A 19,825-nucleotide genomic window follows, 5' to 3' on the forward strand; every position below is an offset into this window, starting at 1 on the left:
GATTTTCCGTCCGTCCGGCCTGCTGGGCGAAAAGATGGCTGACCGCGCCTGATCCGGGGGAGAAATAACATGAGCAAGGCATTTGATTCCAAACAAATCGGGCTGTTCATCGCCAGCGGCATTGCCCTGTGCGTACTGCCCTTCGTGGTAGGCGGCGCGCTGGGTAATTCCTGGGTGCGTATCGTCGACTTCGCGCTGTTGTACGTGATGCTGGCACTGGGCCTTAACATCGTGGTGGGCTTTGCCGGCCTGCTCGACCTGGGCTTCATCGCCTTCTATGCCGTGGGTGCCTACACCTACGCATTGCTGGGTTCGCCGCACTTCGGCATTCACTGGCCCTTCTATGTCACCATTCCGCTGGGTGCGCTGTTTGCCGCCTTCTTCGGTATTCTGCTCGGTACTCCGGTACTGCGCCTGAAGGGTGACTATCTGGCCATCGTGACGCTGGGTTTCGGTGAAATCATCCGTATCTTCATGAACAACCTGAACGCGCCGGTCAACATCACCAACGGCCCGCAAGGTATCAACCTGATCGACCCGATCCGCGTTGGCGCTGCCGACCTGGGTTCGCCGATCAACCTGTTCGGCATGTCCCTGCCGCCGGTTTATCTGTACTACTACCTGTTCCTGGTATTGACCGTCATCGTGGTGATCATGGCTTCCCGCCTGCAGCACTCCCGTATCGGCCGTGCCTGGGTTGCGCTGCGTGAAGACCAGATTGCCGCTTCGGCCATGGGTATCAACATCCGCAACATCAAGCTGCTGGCCTTTGCACTGGGTGCGCTGTCCGGTGGTGTGGCCGGTGGCCTGTTCTCTGCCTTCCAGGGTTTTGTATCGCCGGAATCCTTCAGCTTGCTGGAGTCCATCATGATCCTGGCCATGATCGTTCTGGGTGGCATGGGTAACATTGCCGGTGTGATCCTGGGTGCTGTCGTGCTGACCATTGCGCCGGAAATCCTGCGTGACGTGATTGGCCCGCTGCAGATGAAGACCATGGGTCGCATGCTGATCGACCCGGAAAACGCCCGCATGCTGCTGTTCGGCATTGCCATGGTGGTGATGATGCTGGTTCGTCCGGAAGGCATGCTGCCGTCCAAGCGCCGCAAGGCCGAATTCAAGGACGCCAAAGAAGCGGCTGCGCAGAAAGGTTAAGTCATGGCTGAAGTACTGCTGAAAATCGAAGGCATCAACAAGCGTTTTGGCGGTCTGCACGCACTGAGCGATGTCGGCCTGACCATTAACAAGGGTGAAATCTACGGTCTGATCGGCCCGAACGGCGCCGGCAAGACCACGCTGTTCAACGTGCTGACCGGCCTGTACGTGCCGGACGAAGGTTCCTTCACCTTCGACGGCCACAACCTGTTCCAGGCCAAGCCGCACGTGGTGGTGAACGCCGGTATCGCCCGTACTTTCCAGAACATCCGTTTGTTCGCGGAAATGACTGCGCTGGAAAACGTGATGGTGGGTCGTCATATCCGTTCCAAGGCCGGTGCACTGGGCGCGGTACTGCGTGACCGTCGTACCCGCGAGGAAGAAAAGGCGATTACCGCCAAGGCCTGGGAACTGCTGGAATACGTAGGCATTGCCGACGTGGCCGACGAACGTGCCCGCAACCTGTCCTACGGCCACCAGCGTCGTCTGGAAATCGCCCGCGCGCTGGCCACCGAGCCCAAGCTGCTGGCACTGGATGAACCGGCTGCCGGTATGAACCCGCGTGAAACCGAAGAGCTCAAGGAGCTGATGAGCAAGATCGCCAAGAGCGGTACTACGGTTTTGCTGATTGAACACGACGTCAAACTCATGATGGGTCTGTGTGACCGTATTGCGGTGCTGGACTACGGCAAGAAGATTGCCGAGGGCATTCCGGAAGAAGTACGCAAGAACCCGAGAGTGATTGAAGCTTACCTGGGAGCGGCACACGCATGAGCCTTCTGGAAGTTAAAAACCTGCAAGTGGCTTACGGCGGCATTCAGGCTGTTCGTGGCGTGGATTTCCACATCAACCAGGGCGAGCTGGTCACCCTGATCGGTGCCAACGGTGCCGGCAAGACCACCACCCTGAAAACCCTGATCGGCATGGTGAAGCCGTCCGGCGGCAGCATCACTTACGATGGCAAGCTGAACGGTACCATTCCGTCCCACGACTATGTGCGTCATGGTCTGGTGATGGTGCCGGAAGGCCGTGGCATCTTCAGCAAGCTGACGGTGGAAGAAAACCTGCAAATGGGTGCCTACTACCGCAATGACAAGGCGGCCATCCAGAGCGAAATCGAGCGCGTGTACGAACTGTTCCCGCGCCTGAAAGAGCGTTACAAGCAGCTGGCCGGCACGCTGTCCGGCGGCGAACAGCAAATGGTGGCCATGGGCCGTGCCATGCTGTCCAAGCCCAAGCTGCTGCTGCTGGATGAACCGTCCATGGGCCTGGCGCCCATTATCGTGGAAAAGATCTTCGAGATCATCCAGATGATTGCCAAGGAAGGCGTGACCATGCTGCTGGTGGAGCAGAACGCCAAACTGGCCCTGGAAGTGTCCCAGCGCGGTTATGTGATGGAAAGCGGCCGTATCACCATGGGTGGCCCGGCGCGCGAATTGCTCGACGACGAACGCGTGCGTAACGCCTACCTCGGCGAGTAAGCAAAAGAGTCTTCAATGACAGCAACGATTAGCCCCGAAGTACTGGTCCACCAGCTCCTCGGGGCCTTTTTATTGCCCCCGCTGCTTTTCATTCTCCCCATCGCCCTGGGGCTGTTGCTGCGCCGCCGTGCGCCTGCCATGGGGGCCTGTCTGGTATGTGTCGGCCTGCTGCTGGCCTATCTGTTGTCTATCCCCCGTACCGCCATGTGGCTGACAGCCGGTCTCGAGCGCTATCCGGTGGCAAGCATGGCCCAGCTGCAACAGCAACAGGCCATCGTGGTGCTGGGCGGCGGCAAGAAGCCGGCTCCCGAATACGAGCGTAACGAACCCAGTGCCGATACCCAGACCAGGCTGCGCTATGCCGCCTTTCTGGCACGGCGTACCCATCTGCCGCTGCTGGTGACCGGTGGCTCACCCTATGGTGGCGAGCCGGAAGGTGAGGTGATGGCGCGAACCCTGCAACAGGACTACGGCCTGTCAGTACGCTGGGTGGAAATGCAGTCCAATACCACGCTGGAAAATGCCCGCTATAGTGCGCTCATGCTGAAAAAGGCCGGTATCAGCCGTATCGTGCTGGTCAGCCAGGGCTGGCATCTGCGCCGCGCGCTGCCGTTTTTTCAGGCCCAGGGCCTGAATGTGCTGCCTGCACCCACCGGTTTTGTCCGTTATGATGGCGCAGGGCTGGCCTGGTATCTGCCCACCGGGCGGGCCATGCAGGAATGTCATTCTGCCTTGCGCGAATGGCTGGGCATTTTCTTTTACTCGGTACAAGGCTGGTTGCACGGCAGGGCCACGCAGCCGGATTGATACCGGGCTAACTCCGAGCAAGAGGTGTGAAGCGTGAACGTTGCAGCCATCATCATCGGCGATGAATTATTGTCCGGCAAACGGCAGGACAAGCATTTGCAATCCCTGATCCGCATTCTGGCGGCGCGTGGCCTGAGCCTGGCCGCTGCGGAATACGTGGGTGACGACCCGGCACGCATCACCGCTGCCTTGCAGCGTGCCTTTGCCAGTGGCGAACTGGTGTTCAGTTTTGGCGGCATCGGTGCCACCCCGGACGACCACACCCGCAGCTGTGCCGGACAGGCGCTGGGCTTGCCGCTGGAGGTTCACCCAGAAGCCGGTGCGCTGATCGAGGCACGCTTTGGCGAGGATGCTTATCCGCACCGCATCAATATGGCGATGTTCCCGGCGGGTAGTCGCATCATTCCCAATCCGGTGAACCAGATTGCCGGTTTCTCGCATGGCGATGTGCATTTCGTGCCGGGCTTCCCGGCCATGGCCTGGCCGATGATCGAATGGGTGCTGGATAGCCAGTACCGCCATCTTTTCAACGATAGCCCGGATGTGGAGCAGGGCGTGATTGCGCTGGGTGCGCGCGAGGGCGACCTGATCACCCTGATGCAGGATTTCAGCCAGCGCTATCCTGCCCTCAAGCTCTCCAGCCTGCCCAGTTTTGGCAACGAAACCATTCCGCAGATGCACATCGACTTCGGCTTTACCGGCCAGCGCCAGCTGGTGGACATTGCCATCGCTGAATGGCGCAAGGCGCTGGCGGCGGCGGGGTATATGCTGCGTGACAGGGATTAAGGTGATGTGGTGCGCTGTTTTGCGCCCAGCCCTCAGTGCATCGACAGCGCTGAATTGACGCTAGAGTGTCGTTCTCGCAATAGCAGAAACAAGGGCAGCGCCAGAGACACCCCCACGCACAGCAGAGCGAGTAGGGGTAACCACCACTGCCGCATGCCGATACGCCGACTTTCCACCATGATAAACACGGCAAGGGTGATGGCGGACAACAATACGTCAGCCCAGGCAAAAGCAGCCACTGGCGTGGCCAGCGCAGTCTGCAGCAGCAAGAGCGGCTGTAGTCCATGCTGATCCAGCCAGGGGGCAAGCTGGGTAAAGGGCAGGACACCGCCTAGCAGACATAAAACAAGATACATAGCTTGCATGGTGTCCCTTGGTTTGTTCATATCGTTGATATGACGATTCCCTTGCCAGTGCCGCTCAGCGCCCGGTTTTCAGCTGTGTCCACAGCCGGTTTTGCAGCCGCATGATGTCAGCCGGTACCGGCTCCAGCAGGAACAGCTTGTTGATGAGCGCCGGTGGCGGGTAGATGGCAGGGTCGTTGGCAATCTCCGGTTTCACGAACTTGCGCGCCGCCGCATTGGCGGTGGGGTAGAACACGGTATTGGTGATGCCGGCGTTCACCTGCGGGGTTTGCATGTAGTTGATCCACTGCAGGGCGGAATCGACATTCTTGGCCCCCTTGGGAATCACCATCACGTCAAACCACAGTGGCGCACCGGTCCTGGGGATGTAATAGGCCAGTTGATAAGGGCGTTTGGCTTCGGCGGCGCGGGCCTTGGCAATGACCACGTCACCGGAGTAGCCCAGCACCATGCAGATGTCGCCATTGGCCAGCTCATTGATATAGCCGGAGGAGCTGAAGCGCTTGATATAGGGGCGGATTTTTTGCAGGGTCTGGAAAGCCGCCTGGTAGTCGGCCGGGTTGCGGCTGTTGGGTTGTTTGCCCAGATAGTGCAGGGTGGTGGCGAACACCGCCTTGGCATCGTCCAGCACCGAAATGCCGCAGCCTTTCAGTTTTGCCGCTTTTTGCGGGTTGAACAGATTGTCCCAGTCGTCCAGCGGCGCGTCCTTGCCCAGCAGCGGTTGCACCTTGGTCAGGTTGTAGCCCAGGCCGTCGGTGCCATAGGCCCAGGGTACGCCATACAGATTACCCGGGTCGGCACCGGCTATCTTGGCCATCAGTGCCGGGTCCAGATTACGCAGATTGGGCAGCTTGCTCTTGTCCAGCTTCTGGAAGGCCCCGGCCTGTATCTGCTTGGCCATGAAGTCCGAGGTGGGGGTGACGATGTCGTAGCCGGAGCTGCCGGTCAGCAGCTTGGATTGCAGGGTTTCATTGCTGTCGTAGTTGTCGTAGCGCACCTTGATGCCGGTCTGCTTTTCAAAGCCGGGAATGGTGTCCTTGGCAATGTAGTCGGACCAGTTATATACATTCAGCACCCCGGCGGCGCTGGACGCCTGGCTGGCAGCGGCCAGCAAGAGGGTGGTGGCAAGCAGTTGTCTGGTTTTCATGGCTGGTTTCCTGAGCGGTTGTATACGTCGTCATGAAAGACCTTGGACTGTTGCTGTCTGGCATGGTTTCGCTACGCGCATGACAACCGTCCAAACTGCCCTGTGTGAATACGCCGGATGCAAAAAGCCCGGCATAAAGCCGGGCGCCGATTATTGACAAGCCCCCTCTCGCTTTCTGAAAAGAAAGCGCGGCTCCCTTTCAGGGAAAGGGCGGGGGGATTGGGATTAGATGGAAAGGCTGCGGAATAGAGTGCTTAGTCGGAAGGCCCGGCTTTGCTGGGTCCAGTGCCATCGCATCACATTACTTTGTCAGCAGCCTGGGCCCGGCACCAGGCCGGGCAGGGACAGGCAAGAAAATGGCTTCAGTCTTGCCGGTGGAAATACTGCAGGATGCTGGAAAAATCCAGCTGACCATTACCGGCTGTCGCATGGCTTTCGTACAGATTGCGGGCGAGTGAACCCAGCGGCGTGGCGGCGTGGCTGTCCAGCGCGGTGTTTTCCGCCAGGCCCAGGTCTTTGAGCATCAGCGCGGTCATGAAACCGCCGCTGTAGCCACGGCTGGCCGGGGCGGTTTCCATCACGCCCGGCCAGGGGTTGTACAGCTCCAGCGCCCAGTTGCGGCCGGAGCTCTTGCTCATGATGTCCGACAGCACTTTCGGGTCCAGCCCGTTCTTCACCCCCAGCGCCAGCGCCTCGGCGGTACCTGCCATCAGGATGCCCAGTAGCATGTTGTTGCAGATTTTCGCTGTCTGGCCCGCGCCGTTGCCACCGGCGTGGAAGATGTTCTTGCCCATGGCCTCCAGCAGCGGGCGTGCTTCGGCCAGGTCTGCCTCCGCGCCGCCGACAATAAAGGTGAGGGTACCGGCAGCGGCCCCGGCGGTGCCACCGGAAACCGGCGCGTCCAGCATGCGCAGGCCAGCTGCAGTGGCAGCATCGGCCACCTTGCGTGCATCGCTGGCGGCAATGGTGCTGCAGTCAATCACCAGCGTACCCTTGGGCAGGCTGGCAAACAGCCCTTGCTCGCCCAGATACAGCGCCTGCACATGTTTGCCGGCCGGCAGCATGGAAATCACCACGCTGGCCCCCTGCACGGCGTCCAGTGCGCTGCTGGCGGCACGGGCACCGGCGGCTTGCAGCCTGGCTAGTGCGTCGGCGGACAAATCAAAAGCGGCGACGCTAAAACCCCTGGCCACCAGATTTAGCGCCATCGGCCCACCCATATTGCCCAGTCCGATGAAGGCGATGTGTGTCATTGTGTCTCTCCTCTTTTGTTGTACTTAAGGCAGCGAGGCCAAAGGGTGCTGATCTGCCGACCACGGTGCCACAAAGTGGCTGTCCACCCAGTCCTGCGGGATGTCGGCCAGCTGGCGGTAATGCCATTGCGGCTGCCTGTCCTTGTCCACCAGCAGCGCGCGCACGCCTTCGCGGAAGTCCGGCTTGTGGCAGAAGTTGAGCGACAGGATCAGCTCCATGCGCAGTGCTTCAGCCAGCGACAGGTGGCGGGCGCGCTGGAAGATTTCCCAGGTCACGGCGGCGGATACCGGGCAGCCGTGGCGGAAGTTTTTGGCGGCGCTGGCCAGCCAGTCGTGGTCGAACTGTTGTGTGCCCAGGGCATCGGCCACGCTGGCCAGATCGCCCATGCTCATCAGCTGATGAATGGTCAGCAGATTGGGCTGCACATTGGACGGCGGCAGGCTGCTGCGTGCGGCCTGTTCCAGCTGGCTGAGCAGGGCGGAAACCTGGACGTGGCGGGTGGCGCTGTCAGCATCCCAGTATTGCTGTTGCAGTTGCTCCAGCAGCTGCGGCCAGGCATCGACAGCCAGCACGTGGTCAGCCAGATTGCAGATCAGCGCATCGTGGGCGTTGAGTGGTGCGCCGGTCAGGCCGAGGAACAGGCCGACGCGGGCGGGCATGCGTTGCAGAAACCAGCTGCCGGCCACGTCGGGATACAGGCCGATGGTGATTTCCGGCATGGCAATGCGGGTGGCGCTGGTGGCCACGCGGTGGCTGGCCCCGGCCATCAGCCCCAGCCCTCCGCCCATCACGATGCCGTGGCCCCACACGATGAGCGGCTTGGCATAGCAATGAATGTGGTAATCCAGCGCGTATTCTTCGCGGAAGAAGGCCAGCGCCTGCGGCTGCGGATGACTGTCGTCGGTCAGCAGCGCTTCGCGCAGGGCGCGCACATCGCCCCCGGCACAGAAGGCTTTTTCGCCAGCACCGCGCAGCAATACGGCGGCGATGTCCGGGTCGGCTTCCCAGCCACTCAGCTGTGCTTGCAGCAAGCGGATCATCTCCAGTGTCAGTGCGTTCAGCGACTTTTCACTGTTGAGGGTGGCAATGCCGAGGCGTTTGCCATCGGCACAGCGGCGTTCTTCAAACAAGACAACATCGGGCATGACGACTCCTGTCAGCGGTTGTGCCATTGCGGGCTGCGCTTGGCCAGAAAGGCCTGCACGCCTTCTTGCTGGTCGGCGGTGTCGAACAGCTTGATGAACTGCTCGCGCTCGTGAATCAGGTTATAGCCGGGCGGCTCGATGCGTGCGCGCTGCACCAGCTGTTTGCACACCTTGACCGAGGAGGGCGACTGGCGCGCCACTTTTTCCGCCAGCTTGAGCGCTGCTTCCAATGCCTGGCCCTGGCCGACCACTTCTTCCACCAGGCCGATGCGTTCGGCGGTGTCGGCATCCACCCGCTCGCCACACAGAATCATGCGCTTGGCCCAGCCTTCACCCACCAGCCACGGCAGTTGCTGGGTGCCGCCAGCGCAGGGCAGCAGGCCGACCGCAGCTTCCGGCAGCGCCATTTGTGCCTGCACTTCGGCAATGCGGATGTCGCAAGCCAGCGCGCATTCCAGCCCGCCGCCCATGGCATAGCCGTTGATGGCGGCAATGCTGACACCACGGAAGGCGGCCAGCGCTTCGAAGGCTTCGCCGAACAACATGGTCATTTCGGTGGCCACCAGCTTGTTGCCGTCGGCAAACAGGTTGAGATCGGCCCCGGCGGAGAAGAACTTGCTGCCGCTGCCGGTGATCACCAGCGCGTAGATGTTGTCATCGGCGTTCAGGTCCGCCACCAGCTGCTTGAGCGCGTTCAGGCTGGCGCGGTTCCAGGTGTTGGCTGGCGGGTTGTTAATGGTGACCTGGGCGGTGTGGCCGATGAGGTTCACGTCCAGATGAGCGTAAGTATTCATTTGGCTACCTTTGAATGTGGTTCAGTCTGTTTTTGCCAATCGCGACATCTACTCCGCGCGGCTAACAAAATAGCGTAGCGTCCCTGGGGCAAGGCGCGCCGACGCAGACAGTACATTGAGTACGGCAAGGAGGCGCAACGCAGCAACAGGGTTTTTGTTAGCCGCGCCTAGCGGAGGTTCTCCAGCGCGCCGTCCTTCAGCAACTGCCGGGCGACTATCATGCGCATCACCTCGTTGGTGCCTTCCAGAATCTGGTGCACGCGGGCATCACGGACATGGCGTTCCAGCGGGAAGTCCTTCAGGTAGCCATAGCCGCCAAACAGCTGCAAGGCATTATTGGCGACATTGAATGACAGATCGGTAGCAAAGCGCTTGGCCATGGCACAGTAGGCACTGGCGTCGGTGCTGCCGCTATCCAGCTTGAATGCCGCCAGACGTACCATCTGGCGGGCGGCCACCAGCTCGGTCAGCATGTCGGCCAGGCGGAACTGCACGGTCTGGAAGTCGGCCAGCGGCTGGCCAAACTGTTGCCGCTCCTGCACATAGCGCTGTGCGGCATTCAGTGCCGCCTGGGCGGTGCCAACGGCGCAGGTGGCGATATTGATGCGGCCGCCATCCAGCCCTTTCATGGCATAGGCAAAACCCATGCCTTCCTCGCCCAACAGGTTGCCTGCCGGAATTTCCACATTGTCGAAGGTGATGGCGCGGGTGGGTTGGCTGTTCCAGCCCATTTTCTTTTCCTTCTTGCCGTACTGCACGCCGGGTGCATTGGCGGGCACCACAAAGGCCGACACGCCTTTGGGGCCGGGGCCACCGGTACGGGCCATCACCACCAGCACATCGGTACTGCCCGCGCCGGAGATGAACATCTTGCTGCCGTTCAGCACATAGACTTCGCCCTTTTTATCGGCGCGGGTCTTGAGCGAGGCGGCATCGGAGCCGGCACCCGGCTCGGTCAGACAGTAGCTGCCCAGCACTTCGCCGCTCACCATGCGCGGCACCCATTCCCCGGCCAGCGTGGTGCTGCCGAAGCTGGCAATCATCCAGCTCACCATATTGTGGATGGTGAGATAGGCGGCGGTGGAGGTGCAGCCGGCTGCCAGTTCTTCAAACACGATGGCCGAATCCAGCCGCGACAGGCCCAGCCCGCCGTGGCTTTCCGGGGTGTACAGGCCGAGAAAACCCATGTCACCGGCTTCACGGATGGTGGCGAGCGGAAAGGTTTCTTCCAGGTCCCATTCGGCGGCAAACGGCGCCAGGCGGCTGCTGGCAAAGTCGCGTGCGCTGTCCTGGAAGGCCAGCTGCTGTTCGTTGAGTGCAAAGTCCATGTCGGTTTCTCCTCTTGCAGCAGCCGGGCCGGTGGGGGATGGCGGCCCGCTGCTGTCTTGTTTTATCTGACGTGAATCGGTCTGCGTTAATCAGGCCAGCTCAGCGCAGCGAAATGGTGGTGTGCACCTTGCCGCTGCTGGCTTCGTCGTCGAACCAGCGGCTGGTGACGGTTTTGGTCTGGGTGTAGAACAGGATGACCTGTTTGCCGTAAGGGCCGAGGTCACCCAGCTTGGAGCCGCGCGAGCCGGTAAAGCTGAACAGCGGCACCGGTACCGGAATCGGCACATTGATGCCGACCTGACCCACGTCGATGTCTTCCTGAAAGCGCCGTGCCGCCGCGCCGCTCTGGGTGAAGATGGCGGTACCGTTGCCATTGGGGTTGGCATTGATGATGGCAATGGCCTCATCCAGTGTGTCCACGGCCAGCAGGCACAGCACCGGCCCAAAGATTTCTTGCTGATAGATGGCCATGTCGGTGCTAACGCCGGAGAAAATGGTGGGGCAGACAAAGTTGCCGTCCGGGTAGCCATCCACGTGAACTTCCCGGCCATCCAGCTCCAGCACCGCGCCTTCGGCCACACCTTGCTTGATCAGGCTGGTCACCCGTTCGCGGGCGGCGCAGGAAATCAGCGGGCCCAGGTCCGGGTTGTCCTTGCCTGCGCCCACGCGCAGGGACTTGGCCTTGGCCACCAGGTCTGGAATCCAGCTGCGTGCTTCGCCCACCAGCACTGCCACGCTCAAGGCCATGCAACGCTGGCCAGCTGCGCCGAATGCCGCGCCGGTCAGCTGGTTCAGCGCCTGTTCCTTGTTGGCATCCGGCAGCACGATGGCGTGGTTCTTGGCTCCCATCATGCATTGCACGCGCTTGCCGGCCAGGCTGGCGCGGTTGTACACGTGGGTGCCGACGCGGCTGGAGCCGACAAAAGAGATGGCCTTGATGTCCGGGTGGTCACAAATGGCATTCACCACCGCTTCGCCGCCATGCACCACATTCAGCACCCCAGCCGGGATGCCAGCCTGCAAGGCCAGCTCCACCAGCCGCATGGTCACCATCGGGTCCTGTTCGGAGGGCTTCAGCACAAAGGTATTGCCGGTGGCAATGGCCATCGGGAACATCCACAGCGGAATCATCGCCGGGAAGTTGAAGGGGGTGATGCCGGCACACACGCCCAGCGGCTGTTGCACGGTATAGGTGTCCACCCCGCCAGCCACGTTTTCGGCGTATTCGCCCAGTTGCAGATTGCCAATGCTGGCGGCGTGCTCCACCACTTCCAGCCCACGGAAGATATCGCCCTCGGCATCGGCCAGGGTTTTGCCCTGTTCCGCCGTCAGCAGGGCGGCCAGTTCCTTCATGTGCTCGCGAATCAGCTGCTGGTACTTGAGGAAAATCCGTGCGCGGGTGCCGATGGGGGTTTTCTTCCAGCTGGCGAAGGCGGTTTTGGCGCTGGCGACCGCGGCCTCGACTTCCCCGGAGGTGGCCATGGGGACCCGTGCCAGCACTTCTTGCGTGGCCGGGTTGATGATGTCGCGCCACTCTTGGCTCTGCGATTCGACGAATTCACCGTTGATCAGCAGCTTGACGCTGGGAACAGCCTGTTTCATCTGCAACTCTCCTGTGCTTGGCGGCTTGTGTGCCGTCTTGGTATGTCAGTCGTAGTGATAAAAACCCTTGCCGCTTTTGCGACCCAGCTGCCCGGCCGCCACCAGCTGTGCCAGCAGCGGGCAGGCGCGATATTTGCTGTCACGGAATTCGGTATAAAGGATGTCCATGATGGACAGGCAGGTATCCAGGCCAATCAGGTCGGCCAGTGCCAGTGGGCCGATGGGGTGGTTCATGCCCAGTTTCATCACGGTGTCGATGTCTTCCGCCGTGGCCAGGTTTTCGAACAGGGCAAAGGCGGCTTCGTTGATCATCGGCATCAGGATGCGGTTGGAGACAAAGCCCGGCCCGTCCTTCACCGTCACCGGGGTCTTGCCCAGTGCCACCGCCAGTTCGAATACCTTCTGGTAAGTGTGATCGCTGGTCTGGATGGCACGGATGATTTCCACCAGCTGCATCAAGGGCACCGGGTTCATGAAGTGCATGCCTACCACCCGTTCCGGCTGCGGCACCCAGGCGGCAATGCGGGTGAGCGAAATGGACGAGGTGTTGGACGCCAGAATGGCGTCTGCCCGCACCACGCTGCCCAGTTCGCGGAAAATGGACTCCTTGATGGTCGGGTTTTCGGTGGCGGCTTCGACGACCAGATCGCGGTCGGCCAGCTCGGCCAGCCGGGTGGTGGGGTGGATGCGTGCCAGAATGCCGGCGATGTCGGCTTCGGCAATGCTGCCTTTCTTTGCCATGCGTGTCAGGCTGTTGCCAATGGCAGCCAGGCCCTTGTGCAGGGCGGCCTCGCTGACATCGGCCAGCCGGACTTCAAAGCCATGCATGGCAAACACCTGGGCAATGCCGTTGCCCATGGTGCCTGCGCCAACCACGCCGATTTTTTGTGTTGTCATGTGCTGTTCTCCTGCGTTGTTTTTATCACAATAACTTGACGTTTACGTCAACGTCAATCAACAATCCTGCATCGGGGATCAAAACACGGCCAGCAGCTGCCAGCAGGCAAAGGGCAGGGCCAAAACAACAACAGGGGAACAGGCATGCAAGGCGTGACCTACAGCATCAGCCAGCTGGCGCAGGAATTTGACGTCACCACGCGCACCATCCGCTTTTACGAAGACCAGGGGCTGCTGGAGCCGCAGCGCGATGGCCAGCGCCGCATCTATACCCGGCGCGACCGGGTGCGGCTGATGCTGATTCTGCGTGGCAAGCGCATTGGCCTGTCCTTGCTGGAAATCCGCGAGCTGTTTGATTTGTACGATGCCGCCAGCAACGACGAACCGCAGCTGCGCGAATTCATCCGCATTCTCAGCCGCAAGGAACAGCAATTGCAGGAACAGCTGGACGACATCCGTGTGGTGATGGGGGAAATCAGCCAGATCCGCAGCCAGTGCGAAAAGGCACTGGGCAAACAGGCAGCATCAACACCGTAGCCGGGCAAGCAAGCCTTTCGGAAAGGAATACACAGATGCAACAGCAAGAATCGATTGTCATTGTGGGCATGGCCCGTACCGCCATGGGCGGCTTTCAGGGCATGTTTGCCAGCCAGACTGCCAGCCAGCTGGGCGCAGCTGCCATCCGCGCCGCAGTAGAGCGGTCTGGTGTGGCTGCCGAGGATGTCGACGAGGTGATCATGGGCTGCGTGCTGCCCGCCGGCCAGGGCCAGGCCCCGGCTCGGCAAGCTGCGCTGGGAGCCGGGCTGCCGCTGGCGGCTGGCTGTACCACCATCAACAAGATGTGTGGCTCCGGCATGAAAGCCGCCATGCTGGCACACGACCTGCTGTTGGCCGGTTCTGCCAGCGTGATGGTGGCTGGCGGCATGGAAAGCATGAGCAATTCGCCTTATCTGATTCCCAAAGCGCGGGGCGGCCTGCGGCTGGGACATGGTGAAATCAAGGACCACATGTTTCTGGACGGGCTGGAAGATGCCTACGACAAGGGCAAGCTGATGGGTGTGTTCGCCGAAAACTGTGCTGGCGAGTATGGCTTCAGCCGCGAAGCACAGGACGCCTTTGCCATTGCCTCGCTCACCCGCGCGCAACAAGCCATTGCCGAAGGCCGCTTCCGTGAGGAAATCACCCCGGTGTTGGTGGAGGGCAAATCCGGCACACAGGCGATGGAAATTGACGAGCAACCGCTCAAGGCAAAACTGGACAAGATTGCCAGCCTGAAACCGGCTTTTCGCAAGGACGGCACGGTGACGGCGGCCAATTCCAGCTCCATTTCCGACGGTGCCGCCGCGCTGGTGTTGATGACAGCGAGCGAAGCCGCCCGCCGTGGGCTCAAGCCGCTGGCCCGCTTGGTGGCCCATGCCACTCACGCGCAGGAGCCTGGCCTGTTCACCACCGCGCCGGTGGGGGCCATGCGCAAGCTGTTGGCCAGGACAGGCTGGACGGTAGGCGATGTCGACCTGTTTGAAATCAACGAAGCCTTTGCCGTGGTGACCATGGCGGCCATGCAGGAGCTGGGCTTGCCCCACGACAAGGTAAATGTGCATGGCGGGGCCTGCGCACTGGGCCACCCCATTGGCGCATCCGGTGCGCGGGTAATGGTGACCCTGCTGTCCGCCCTGCGTCAGCATGGCGGCAAACGCGGTGTGGCCAGCCTGTGCATTGGTGGTGGCGAGGCCACGGCCGTGGCGCTGGAATTGCTGTAAGGCTGAAGGTTGTACAGCCAGCCCGGGCTGCAAGGTTCGGGCTGGCCATGGTCATGCCCTGCTGCGGTGTGCTGGGTCTGTCAGGACAGGCTGGTTCAGTTTGCCGCTTGGGATGGCTTCGACCTCAGAGCACCCAGCCTTTGCATGAACAAAGTCTGGTCGGTGGGGGAAATCAGGATGCTGTTGGGCTGGCCATCTTGCAAATAACGAATCCGCAGCCGGTCTAGCGACAGCGCAGGTGCCGAGGCCATATCCCGGCTTGGCTCAATGCCCTGGATGGACGTGAGCGGGATATTCCAGTGGAACAAGCCACTGCGCACCGTCAGGTTCTGGTCATCCAGCGTGTATCGGGTGTTGCAGAGCGGATACCACAGCAACAGCAGCAGTGGTATACCACTGAGCACAATGCCCAGAACTTTTCCTGTATCGGCCAGCGGAGGGCGAGTCGCAGCCACCGTTAGCAGAGCCGTGGCTATTACAGCCACCGCCACCAGCCACAGGTCGATCTTGGATGTCAGTACCAGGGTTTGCATGGTATGCCTTTGTGCGTGTCAGGACCGACGCTCTTCCTGTACATCACACGGCGGCTCGGACTCCTCGGTTTGCTCCGGGTAATCCTCCGGTCGCAGCCAGTGGCGGAACAGGGTAAAGCCCACGGCCAGCAGGGTAGGGCCGATGAACAGACCCAGCAGGCCCCAGGCCAGCAGGCCGCCAATCACCCCCATGAAAATGATGGACAAGGGCATTTGCGCGCCCTGGCTGATCAGCAGCGGCTTGAGCACGTTGTCGATGGTATTGACCAGCAAGAAGCCCCATGCCAGCAGGAAAATGCCCATGCCGGTCTCGCCCGAGTAAAACACCCAGCCGGCAGCCGGCAGCCAGATGATCAGCGTGGGCAGCTGCGCCACCGCCACGATGAAGCACAGGAAACCCAGCACTAGTGCACCGGGCACCCCGGCAATCAACAGGCCGATCACACACAGCACGGTTTGTGCCAGTGCCGTGCCCACCACCCCGGTGGTGACGCTGCGGATGGTGCGCGCAATCACCTCGGGCAATTCGTCTGCCGTGGCACCGCCCAGCTTGCTGATGGCCAGCTCGGCACCATCCCACAGCTTGTCACCATTGATCAGCAACAGGCCGGCAATCACGATGGCCAGCACGATTTCCAGCATGCTCAGGCTGGCCGAAGCCCCGCTTTCCAGTGCCCACAAGGCGGCCTTGTTGATGGCCGGGCGGATTTTGTCGATAAAGCCCGGCAGGTCCAGTTGCACGCTCATCCAGAACTTGTGCAGCGACTCGCCCACCAGTGGCAGGGTGTTGACCCAGGCCGGGGCATTGGGCAGGTGAATGCTGGTGAGGTCACGCGACATGGACGCCAGCTGCGGAATGGTATCGGCCAGCGTCAGGGCCATCAGGCCGATGGGAATGGCCAGCGTCAGCGACAGCGCCCCCACAATGATGACCGCCGCCAGCTTGGCGCGGCCATTGAGCCGCAGGCGCAGCCGGGTAAACAGCGGCCAGGCGGAAATGGCAATGATGGCGGCCCAGGTCAGCGCACCCAGAAACGGCTGGATTACCTTCAGGCAGGACAGGATGAGCAGGCCCATCACGGCGATGCGCAACACGGCCATCACACTGATGCTGGGAAAGGGTTTGGGCGGCATGAGGAAATCCGGAGTCTGAGTGAAAAAGGCAGGCACAAAGCCTGCCCGATGGTGTGACACGTTAATGGATCAACCCGCCAACTTCAAGCCAGCGCAACGCGGGAAACCCTGTTGCCCGGGTTATCCGGCCCGTTTATCTCACCTTGACCATGATGCGCAGCACGCCCCACTGCCGGCCCTGAACCATGATGGGGGCCGAATAGTTTTTCATCAGGTCAAAGCGGCCACCACCCATATTGCGGCGGTAGGTCTGTACCAGAAAGGGCTTCTTGGTCTTCATCTGGTTGAGCGAGGTGCGGTCCAGCTGACGCGTTCTGGCGCGGGAGTTGGCTGCATTCCATACCGGGTCAGCGGTGGGCGGTTTGGCAAATTCCCGGTTGATGATCGGGTAGTAATTGTTCATGTCGCCCGGTGTGCAGGCGATGATGTCGGGCGAGGAGTCGACAATTTCATTGCACAGCGGCCCCAGATGGCGGGCGCAGAATTCGGTGTTGCGCGTCAGGTAGTGCGGCGGTGTGATATCCGGTACTTGCTGGTACTGGGTATCGAACAGGTCATTGATGGAAATTTCGCCACGTTGCACTGCGTCTTCAAACAGTGTGGACACCTGCTTGGCCGACGCCACGATTTTCTCGATAAACGGTGTGTCCACCGTCTTGATACCGGCTTCGGAAGTCAGCGAAACCAGATCCTCGCTCATGTTCAGCAGTGAGGCGGTATGGCCCTTGATGACTTCGATATCTTTCAGTGATTCCCGCGTGGTTTCCGCCACAACCCGGATTTCTTCTTCAATATGACGGCAGTGTTCGCGGTTGCCTACCGCTTCTTCCACAATCCCGGCCACCGATTGTTTGACCTGGGCCAGGTCCTTGCTGATCTGGTCAATGCGGGTGACGGCCGAACCAATCTCACCCGTGCCGGAACGCGCTGCCTGGGCAACCTGCGAGGCGGCGCGGCTGTTGGCAATCAGCGAATCCACCTGGCTGCTGAGCGCACTGAGCGTGGCCTGAATCATTTGCACCGCGCCCTCGGTCTGGGCTGACAGGTTCTTGACGTTATCTGCCACCACGGCAAAACCGCGACCTGCCTCTCCGGCGCGGGCCGCCTCGATCGACGCATTCAGCGCCAGCAGATTGGTCTGCTTGGCGACATCGTTGACCGTTTTGGAAACCTGGGAGACATGTTCCAGCGAGGTGAGGATTTCCGGCAGCTTGGCTTCGATCTGGCCAACACCGTCCACCAGCTCAAGAATGGCATCCAGTGCCACTTTGACGGTGGCGCGGGTTTCTTCCATGCAGGTGGCCGCCTCGGTAGCATTTTTATGGGTGGATTCGGCCGCATCGCCGATACGGGTGTTGGCACCGGACAGCGAATGCACCGCCTCGACCATCGATGCCATTTTCTCCGTGCGGCTGGTGGCACGTGCATGCACCGTGTCCACCCGGCCGTCAATTTCCACCGATTCAATGCCCAGCCGGCCAACGCGCTCGGCCAGCGCGGTAACGGTGCGGCGCAAGGTATCTTCCGACACGGCATCTTGCGGCCCGGTCGCTACGGGCCGATCACTCTTCACCCAAAACATGAGACCCATCATTCCCCCAACATTCATCTGCGGTTTGATTTGCGGCACGCAAGTTGCTGGCATGGCCTGTCAGTACGACCCGGTTTTTGCACTGCACAATGCTATCAGAATAGCACGCAAAACAGGATCAGTACGTACAGGGATTGAACCCTGCCCGTACTGATCCTCGATATTAGCGATAATGATGATGAATGTTAATGACGTTTGAATTAAGGCAGCATGTTTTGCAGTTGGCGGGCAAATTCGGCAGCCGGGGTAAAGCCGATCACCCGGCCCTTTTCCTGAGCTGCCGGGTCAAACAGGATGATGCCCGGAGGGCCGAACAGACCAAAGCGCTTGAGCAGGGCCTGATGTTGCGGCAGGTTGGCCGTGACATCCGCCCGCAGCAATACGAAGCGCTGCATCAGCGGACTGACGGCGGCGTCGGGAAAGGTCTCGCTTTCCATCTCCTTGCACGACACACACCAGTCGGCATAGAAATCCAGCAGCAGCGGTTTGCCGCTGGCGCGGGCTTCGGCCAGTTTGCTGTCCAGCTCGGCCGTGCTGCTGACAGGCGCAAACACTGGCTGCTGACTGATGCCGGCCTGTGCCTTGTTGCCCGCCAGCCATTTCAGCGGATAGCGCGGGTCGGTCTCCCCGGCCAGCGCCCCGGCCAGCTGTGCTGCACCCACCAGGAACAGCAGCAAGCCCAGGCCCTTGCCCAGCTTGTGGCTGATGTGGGCATTGCCCGGCAGGGTTTCAAATGCCTTCAGGAACACGGCACAGCCCACGCACAGCACCGCCCACAGCAGCAGCACCAGCATGGCAGGCAGGAAGGGCGTGGCCATCCAGATGGCCAGCGCCAGCATCAGCACGCCAAAGGCAGATTTCACTGCCTTCATCCAGCCACCGGCGCGCGGCAGCACGTGGCCGCCAAAAGTGCCGATCAGGATCAGCGGCAAACCCAGCCCCAGCGCCATTGCATACAGCGCCGCACCACCCAGCACGGCGTCGCCGGTGCTGCCGATATAGCCCAGCGCCAGCGCCAGCGGCGGGGCCACGCACGGGCCGATGATCAGCGCCGACAGCGCACCCATGGCAAACACCGTGGCCAGCTTGCCGCCGGACAGACGGTTGGAAGCATTGGCCAGCCGCGATTGCAGCGCCGAAGGCAGCTGGATGGTGTAGAGATCGAACATTGACAGGGCAAACACCACCATCAGTACGCTGGCGCTGAGGATGACGGCAGGCTGTTGCAGCCAGACGGTGAGCAGCGAACCGGTGAGCCCGGCGATGATGCCGATCACCGTGTAGGTGAGTGCCAGTCCCTGCACATAAGTCAGTGACAGCCAGAAGCCGCGCTGGCGGGTGATGTGTTGGCCTTCACCGGCAATCAGCGAGGACACGATGGGTAGCAGCGGATACATGCAGGCAGTAAAGGCCATGCCGATGCCGGCCAAGAGAAAGCTGCCCAGCGTGGCCAGCCAGCCCTTGGCCGCCAGATTGCCGCCACTACCCGCCGGCTTTCCCGGCGTGGCATCTGCCAGCCAGCTGCTGCTGCCATTGCTGGCGCTGCCGTAGCTGTTGATATCCAGATGATGGGTGTAGGGCGGATAGCACACGCCGGCGGTGGAGCAGCCTTGCAGTTTCACGTTCAGCTTGAAACTGGCCGGTGCGCCGGCATGCAGCGGCAGCTTGATCAGCTGCTGGCCATGGTAAATCACCTGCTGGCCAAAAAAGGCGTCCTGCTTGACCTCGCCTGTCGGCAAGGCCGGGCTACCCAGCAAGCCAGCCGGTTCGGTGCTGAAGCTCAGGCGGTCACGGTAGACGTAATAGTTGTCCGCCACCTTCAGTTGCAGCAGCAGGTGGTCCGGCTGGCGTTCCACGCTGACGGCAAAGGCTTTTTCCGGTGGCAGCAGGTCTGCCTGGTTCACCGCCAGTGCGGCAGTGCTCAGGCCCAGCAGGCCAAGCAGCGCAAGCAGGCGCCACAAGGGGGACAACAGGCGTAACAGGGAGTGCGGCATGATGGTGCGTTATCTGGAAGATGCAAGGGTTGACCAGCAAGGTGCCCGCCGGTT

At 61.3% G+C, this 19,825-nt stretch carries 19 protein-coding genes; 7 read left to right on the forward strand and 12 right to left on the reverse strand.

Annotated features, from left to right (window positions below; translation table 11 throughout):
• Positions 1 to 69 precede the first annotated feature (69 nt).
• From JHD62_RS10275 to JHD62_RS10295, 5 genes are all read left to right on the forward strand, one after another.
• Positions 70 to 1,152, forward strand: coding sequence for an ABC transporter ATP-binding protein (locus JHD62_RS10275; protein WP_045845294.1), 1,083 nt, complete (start codon positions 70 to 72; stop codon positions 1,150 to 1,152).
• A gap of 3 nt (positions 1,153 to 1,155) precedes the next feature.
• Positions 1,156 to 1,926: an ABC transporter ATP-binding protein gene (locus JHD62_RS10280; RefSeq protein ID WP_045845293.1), complete on the forward strand. Its 771-nt coding sequence runs from the start codon at positions 1,156 to 1,158 to the stop codon at positions 1,924 to 1,926.
• Entirely contained in the window at positions 1,923 to 2,633 is a 711-nt protein-coding gene (locus JHD62_RS10285) for an ABC transporter ATP-binding protein (protein WP_045845292.1), read from the forward strand. Before JHD62_RS10280 ends, JHD62_RS10285 begins: the two co-directional genes overlap by 4 nt.
• 72 nt (positions 2,634 to 2,705) lie before the next feature.
• On the forward strand, positions 2,706 to 3,440 hold the full coding sequence (locus tag JHD62_RS10290; RefSeq protein WP_233160830.1) for a YdcF family protein: 735 nt from the start codon (positions 2,706 to 2,708) through the stop codon (positions 3,438 to 3,440).
• A gap of 33 nt (positions 3,441 to 3,473) precedes the next feature.
• Positions 3,474 to 4,226 (forward strand): molybdopterin-binding protein, encoded by a 753-nt coding sequence (locus JHD62_RS10295; RefSeq protein WP_199102813.1) that lies wholly within the window; start codon positions 3,474 to 3,476, stop codon positions 4,224 to 4,226.
• Between the two features lie 32 nt (positions 4,227 to 4,258).
• Here the strand turns inward: JHD62_RS10295 and JHD62_RS10300 are convergent, their stop codons facing one another.
• The 8 genes from JHD62_RS10300 to JHD62_RS10335 all read right to left on the reverse strand — a co-directional run bounded on the left by JHD62_RS10300 (position 4,259) and on the right by JHD62_RS10335 (position 12,759).
• Positions 4,259 to 4,582: a DUF2834 domain-containing protein gene (locus JHD62_RS10300; RefSeq protein WP_199102814.1), complete on the reverse strand. Its 324-nt coding sequence runs from the start codon at positions 4,580 to 4,582 to the stop codon at positions 4,259 to 4,261.
• Positions 4,583 to 4,646: 64 nt separating this feature from the next.
• Positions 4,647 to 5,738, reverse strand: coding sequence for a polyamine ABC transporter substrate-binding protein (locus JHD62_RS10305; RefSeq protein ID WP_199102815.1), 1,092 nt, complete (start codon positions 5,736 to 5,738; stop codon positions 4,647 to 4,649).
• A gap of 362 nt (positions 5,739 to 6,100) precedes the next feature.
• Positions 6,101 to 6,991 (reverse strand): 3-hydroxyisobutyrate dehydrogenase, encoded by an 891-nt coding sequence (gene mmsB, locus JHD62_RS10310; protein WP_199102816.1) that lies wholly within the window; start codon positions 6,989 to 6,991, stop codon positions 6,101 to 6,103.
• 24 nt (positions 6,992 to 7,015) lie between these two features.
• Positions 7,016 to 8,137 carry an enoyl-CoA hydratase/isomerase family protein gene (locus tag JHD62_RS10315; RefSeq protein ID WP_199102817.1) on the reverse strand — a complete coding sequence of 374 codons (1,122 nt, stop codon included), beginning with the start codon at positions 8,135 to 8,137 and terminating at the stop codon, positions 7,016 to 7,018.
• 11 nt (positions 8,138 to 8,148) lie between these two features.
• Positions 8,149 to 8,931, reverse strand: coding sequence for an enoyl-CoA hydratase (locus JHD62_RS10320; protein WP_199102818.1), 783 nt, complete (start codon positions 8,929 to 8,931; stop codon positions 8,149 to 8,151).
• A 167-nt stretch (positions 8,932 to 9,098) separates the two neighbouring features.
• Complete coding sequence (locus JHD62_RS10325; RefSeq protein WP_199102819.1) at positions 9,099 to 10,259, reverse strand: acyl-CoA dehydrogenase family protein; 1,161 nt, start codon at positions 10,257 to 10,259, stop codon at positions 9,099 to 9,101.
• Between the two features lie 100 nt (positions 10,260 to 10,359).
• On the reverse strand, positions 10,360 to 11,862 hold the full coding sequence (locus tag JHD62_RS10330) for a CoA-acylating methylmalonate-semialdehyde dehydrogenase (RefSeq protein WP_199102820.1): 1,503 nt from the start codon (positions 11,860 to 11,862) through the stop codon (positions 10,360 to 10,362).
• Between the two features lie 45 nt (positions 11,863 to 11,907).
• Complete coding sequence (locus JHD62_RS10335; RefSeq protein ID WP_199102821.1) at positions 11,908 to 12,759, reverse strand: 3-hydroxybutyryl-CoA dehydrogenase; 852 nt, start codon at positions 12,757 to 12,759, stop codon at positions 11,908 to 11,910.
• A 144-nt stretch (positions 12,760 to 12,903) separates the two neighbouring features.
• Between JHD62_RS10335 and JHD62_RS10340 the strand changes: the two genes are divergently transcribed.
• On the forward strand, positions 12,904 to 13,296 hold the full coding sequence (locus JHD62_RS10340; RefSeq protein ID WP_045845282.1) for a MerR family DNA-binding transcriptional regulator: 393 nt from the start codon (positions 12,904 to 12,906) through the stop codon (positions 13,294 to 13,296).
• 35 nt (positions 13,297 to 13,331) lie between these two features.
• Positions 13,332 to 14,519: an acetyl-CoA C-acyltransferase gene (locus JHD62_RS10345; RefSeq protein WP_199102822.1), complete on the forward strand. Its 1,188-nt coding sequence runs from the start codon at positions 13,332 to 13,334 to the stop codon at positions 14,517 to 14,519.
• A gap of 95 nt (positions 14,520 to 14,614) precedes the next feature.
• On the opposite strand, the gene JHD62_RS10350 is transcribed toward JHD62_RS10345, so the two are convergent.
• The 4 genes from JHD62_RS10350 to dsbD all read right to left on the reverse strand — a co-directional run bounded on the left by JHD62_RS10350 (position 14,615) and on the right by dsbD (position 19,771).
• Positions 14,615 to 15,052: a PH domain-containing protein gene (locus tag JHD62_RS10350; protein WP_199102823.1), complete on the reverse strand. Its 438-nt coding sequence runs from the start codon at positions 15,050 to 15,052 to the stop codon at positions 14,615 to 14,617.
• A gap of 18 nt (positions 15,053 to 15,070) precedes the next feature.
• Positions 15,071 to 16,186 (reverse strand): AI-2E family transporter, encoded by a 1,116-nt coding sequence (locus JHD62_RS10355; RefSeq protein ID WP_199102824.1) that lies wholly within the window; start codon positions 16,184 to 16,186, stop codon positions 15,071 to 15,073.
• Between the two features lie 133 nt (positions 16,187 to 16,319).
• The gene (locus JHD62_RS10360; protein WP_199102825.1) at positions 16,320 to 17,717 is read right to left on the reverse strand and encodes a methyl-accepting chemotaxis protein; all 1,398 of its coding nucleotides are present in this window, start codon (positions 17,715 to 17,717) and stop codon (positions 16,320 to 16,322) included.
• 260 nt (positions 17,718 to 17,977) lie between these two features.
• Entirely contained in the window at positions 17,978 to 19,771 is a 1,794-nt protein-coding gene (dsbD, locus tag JHD62_RS10365; protein ID WP_199102826.1) for a protein-disulfide reductase DsbD, read from the reverse strand.
• Between the last annotated feature and the right edge of the window lie 54 nt (positions 19,772 to 19,825).

The organism is Aquitalea sp. ASV11 (assembly GCF_016429185.1).
GTDB lineage: Bacteria > Pseudomonadota > Gammaproteobacteria > Burkholderiales > Chromobacteriaceae > Aquitalea > Aquitalea pelogenes.

Coding starts and splice junctions, on each gene's coding strand:
- JHD62_RS10275 (WP_045845294.1), top strand. CDS start 70: ATGAGCAAGGCATTTGATTCCAAACAAATCGGGCTGTTCATCGCCAGC.
- JHD62_RS10280 (WP_045845293.1), top strand. CDS start 1,156: ATGGCTGAAGTACTGCTGAAAATCGAAGGCATCAACAAGCGTTTTGGC.
- JHD62_RS10285 (WP_045845292.1), top strand. CDS start 1,923: ATGAGCCTTCTGGAAGTTAAAAACCTGCAAGTGGCTTACGGCGGCATT.
- JHD62_RS10300 (WP_199102814.1), bottom strand. CDS start 4,582: ATGTATCTTGTTTTATGTCTGCTAGGCGGTGTCCTGCCCTTTACCCAG.
- JHD62_RS10305 (WP_199102815.1), bottom strand. CDS start 5,738: ATGAAAACCAGACAACTGCTTGCCACCACCCTCTTGCTGGCCGCTGCC.
- mmsB (WP_199102816.1), bottom strand. CDS start 6,991: ATGACACACATCGCCTTCATCGGACTGGGCAATATGGGTGGGCCGATG.
- JHD62_RS10315 (WP_199102817.1), bottom strand. CDS start 8,137: ATGCCCGATGTTGTCTTGTTTGAAGAACGCCGCTGTGCCGATGGCAAA.
- JHD62_RS10320 (WP_199102818.1), bottom strand. CDS start 8,931: ATGAATACTTACGCTCATCTGGACGTGAACCTCATCGGCCACACCGCC.
- JHD62_RS10325 (WP_199102819.1), bottom strand. CDS start 10,259: ATGGACTTTGCACTCAACGAACAGCAGCTGGCCTTCCAGGACAGCGCA.
- JHD62_RS10330 (WP_199102820.1), bottom strand. CDS start 11,862: ATGAAACAGGCTGTTCCCAGCGTCAAGCTGCTGATCAACGGTGAATTC.
- JHD62_RS10335 (WP_199102821.1), bottom strand. CDS start 12,759: ATGACAACACAAAAAATCGGCGTGGTTGGCGCAGGCACCATGGGCAAC.
- JHD62_RS10340 (WP_045845282.1), top strand. CDS start 12,904: ATGCAAGGCGTGACCTACAGCATCAGCCAGCTGGCGCAGGAATTTGAC.
- JHD62_RS10345 (WP_199102822.1), top strand. CDS start 13,332: ATGCAACAGCAAGAATCGATTGTCATTGTGGGCATGGCCCGTACCGCC.
- JHD62_RS10350 (WP_199102823.1), bottom strand. CDS start 15,052: ATGCAAACCCTGGTACTGACATCCAAGATCGACCTGTGGCTGGTGGCG.
- JHD62_RS10355 (WP_199102824.1), bottom strand. CDS start 16,186: ATGCCGCCCAAACCCTTTCCCAGCATCAGTGTGATGGCCGTGTTGCGC.
- dsbD (WP_199102826.1), bottom strand. CDS start 19,771: ATGCCGCACTCCCTGTTACGCCTGTTGTCCCCCTTGTGGCGCCTGCTT.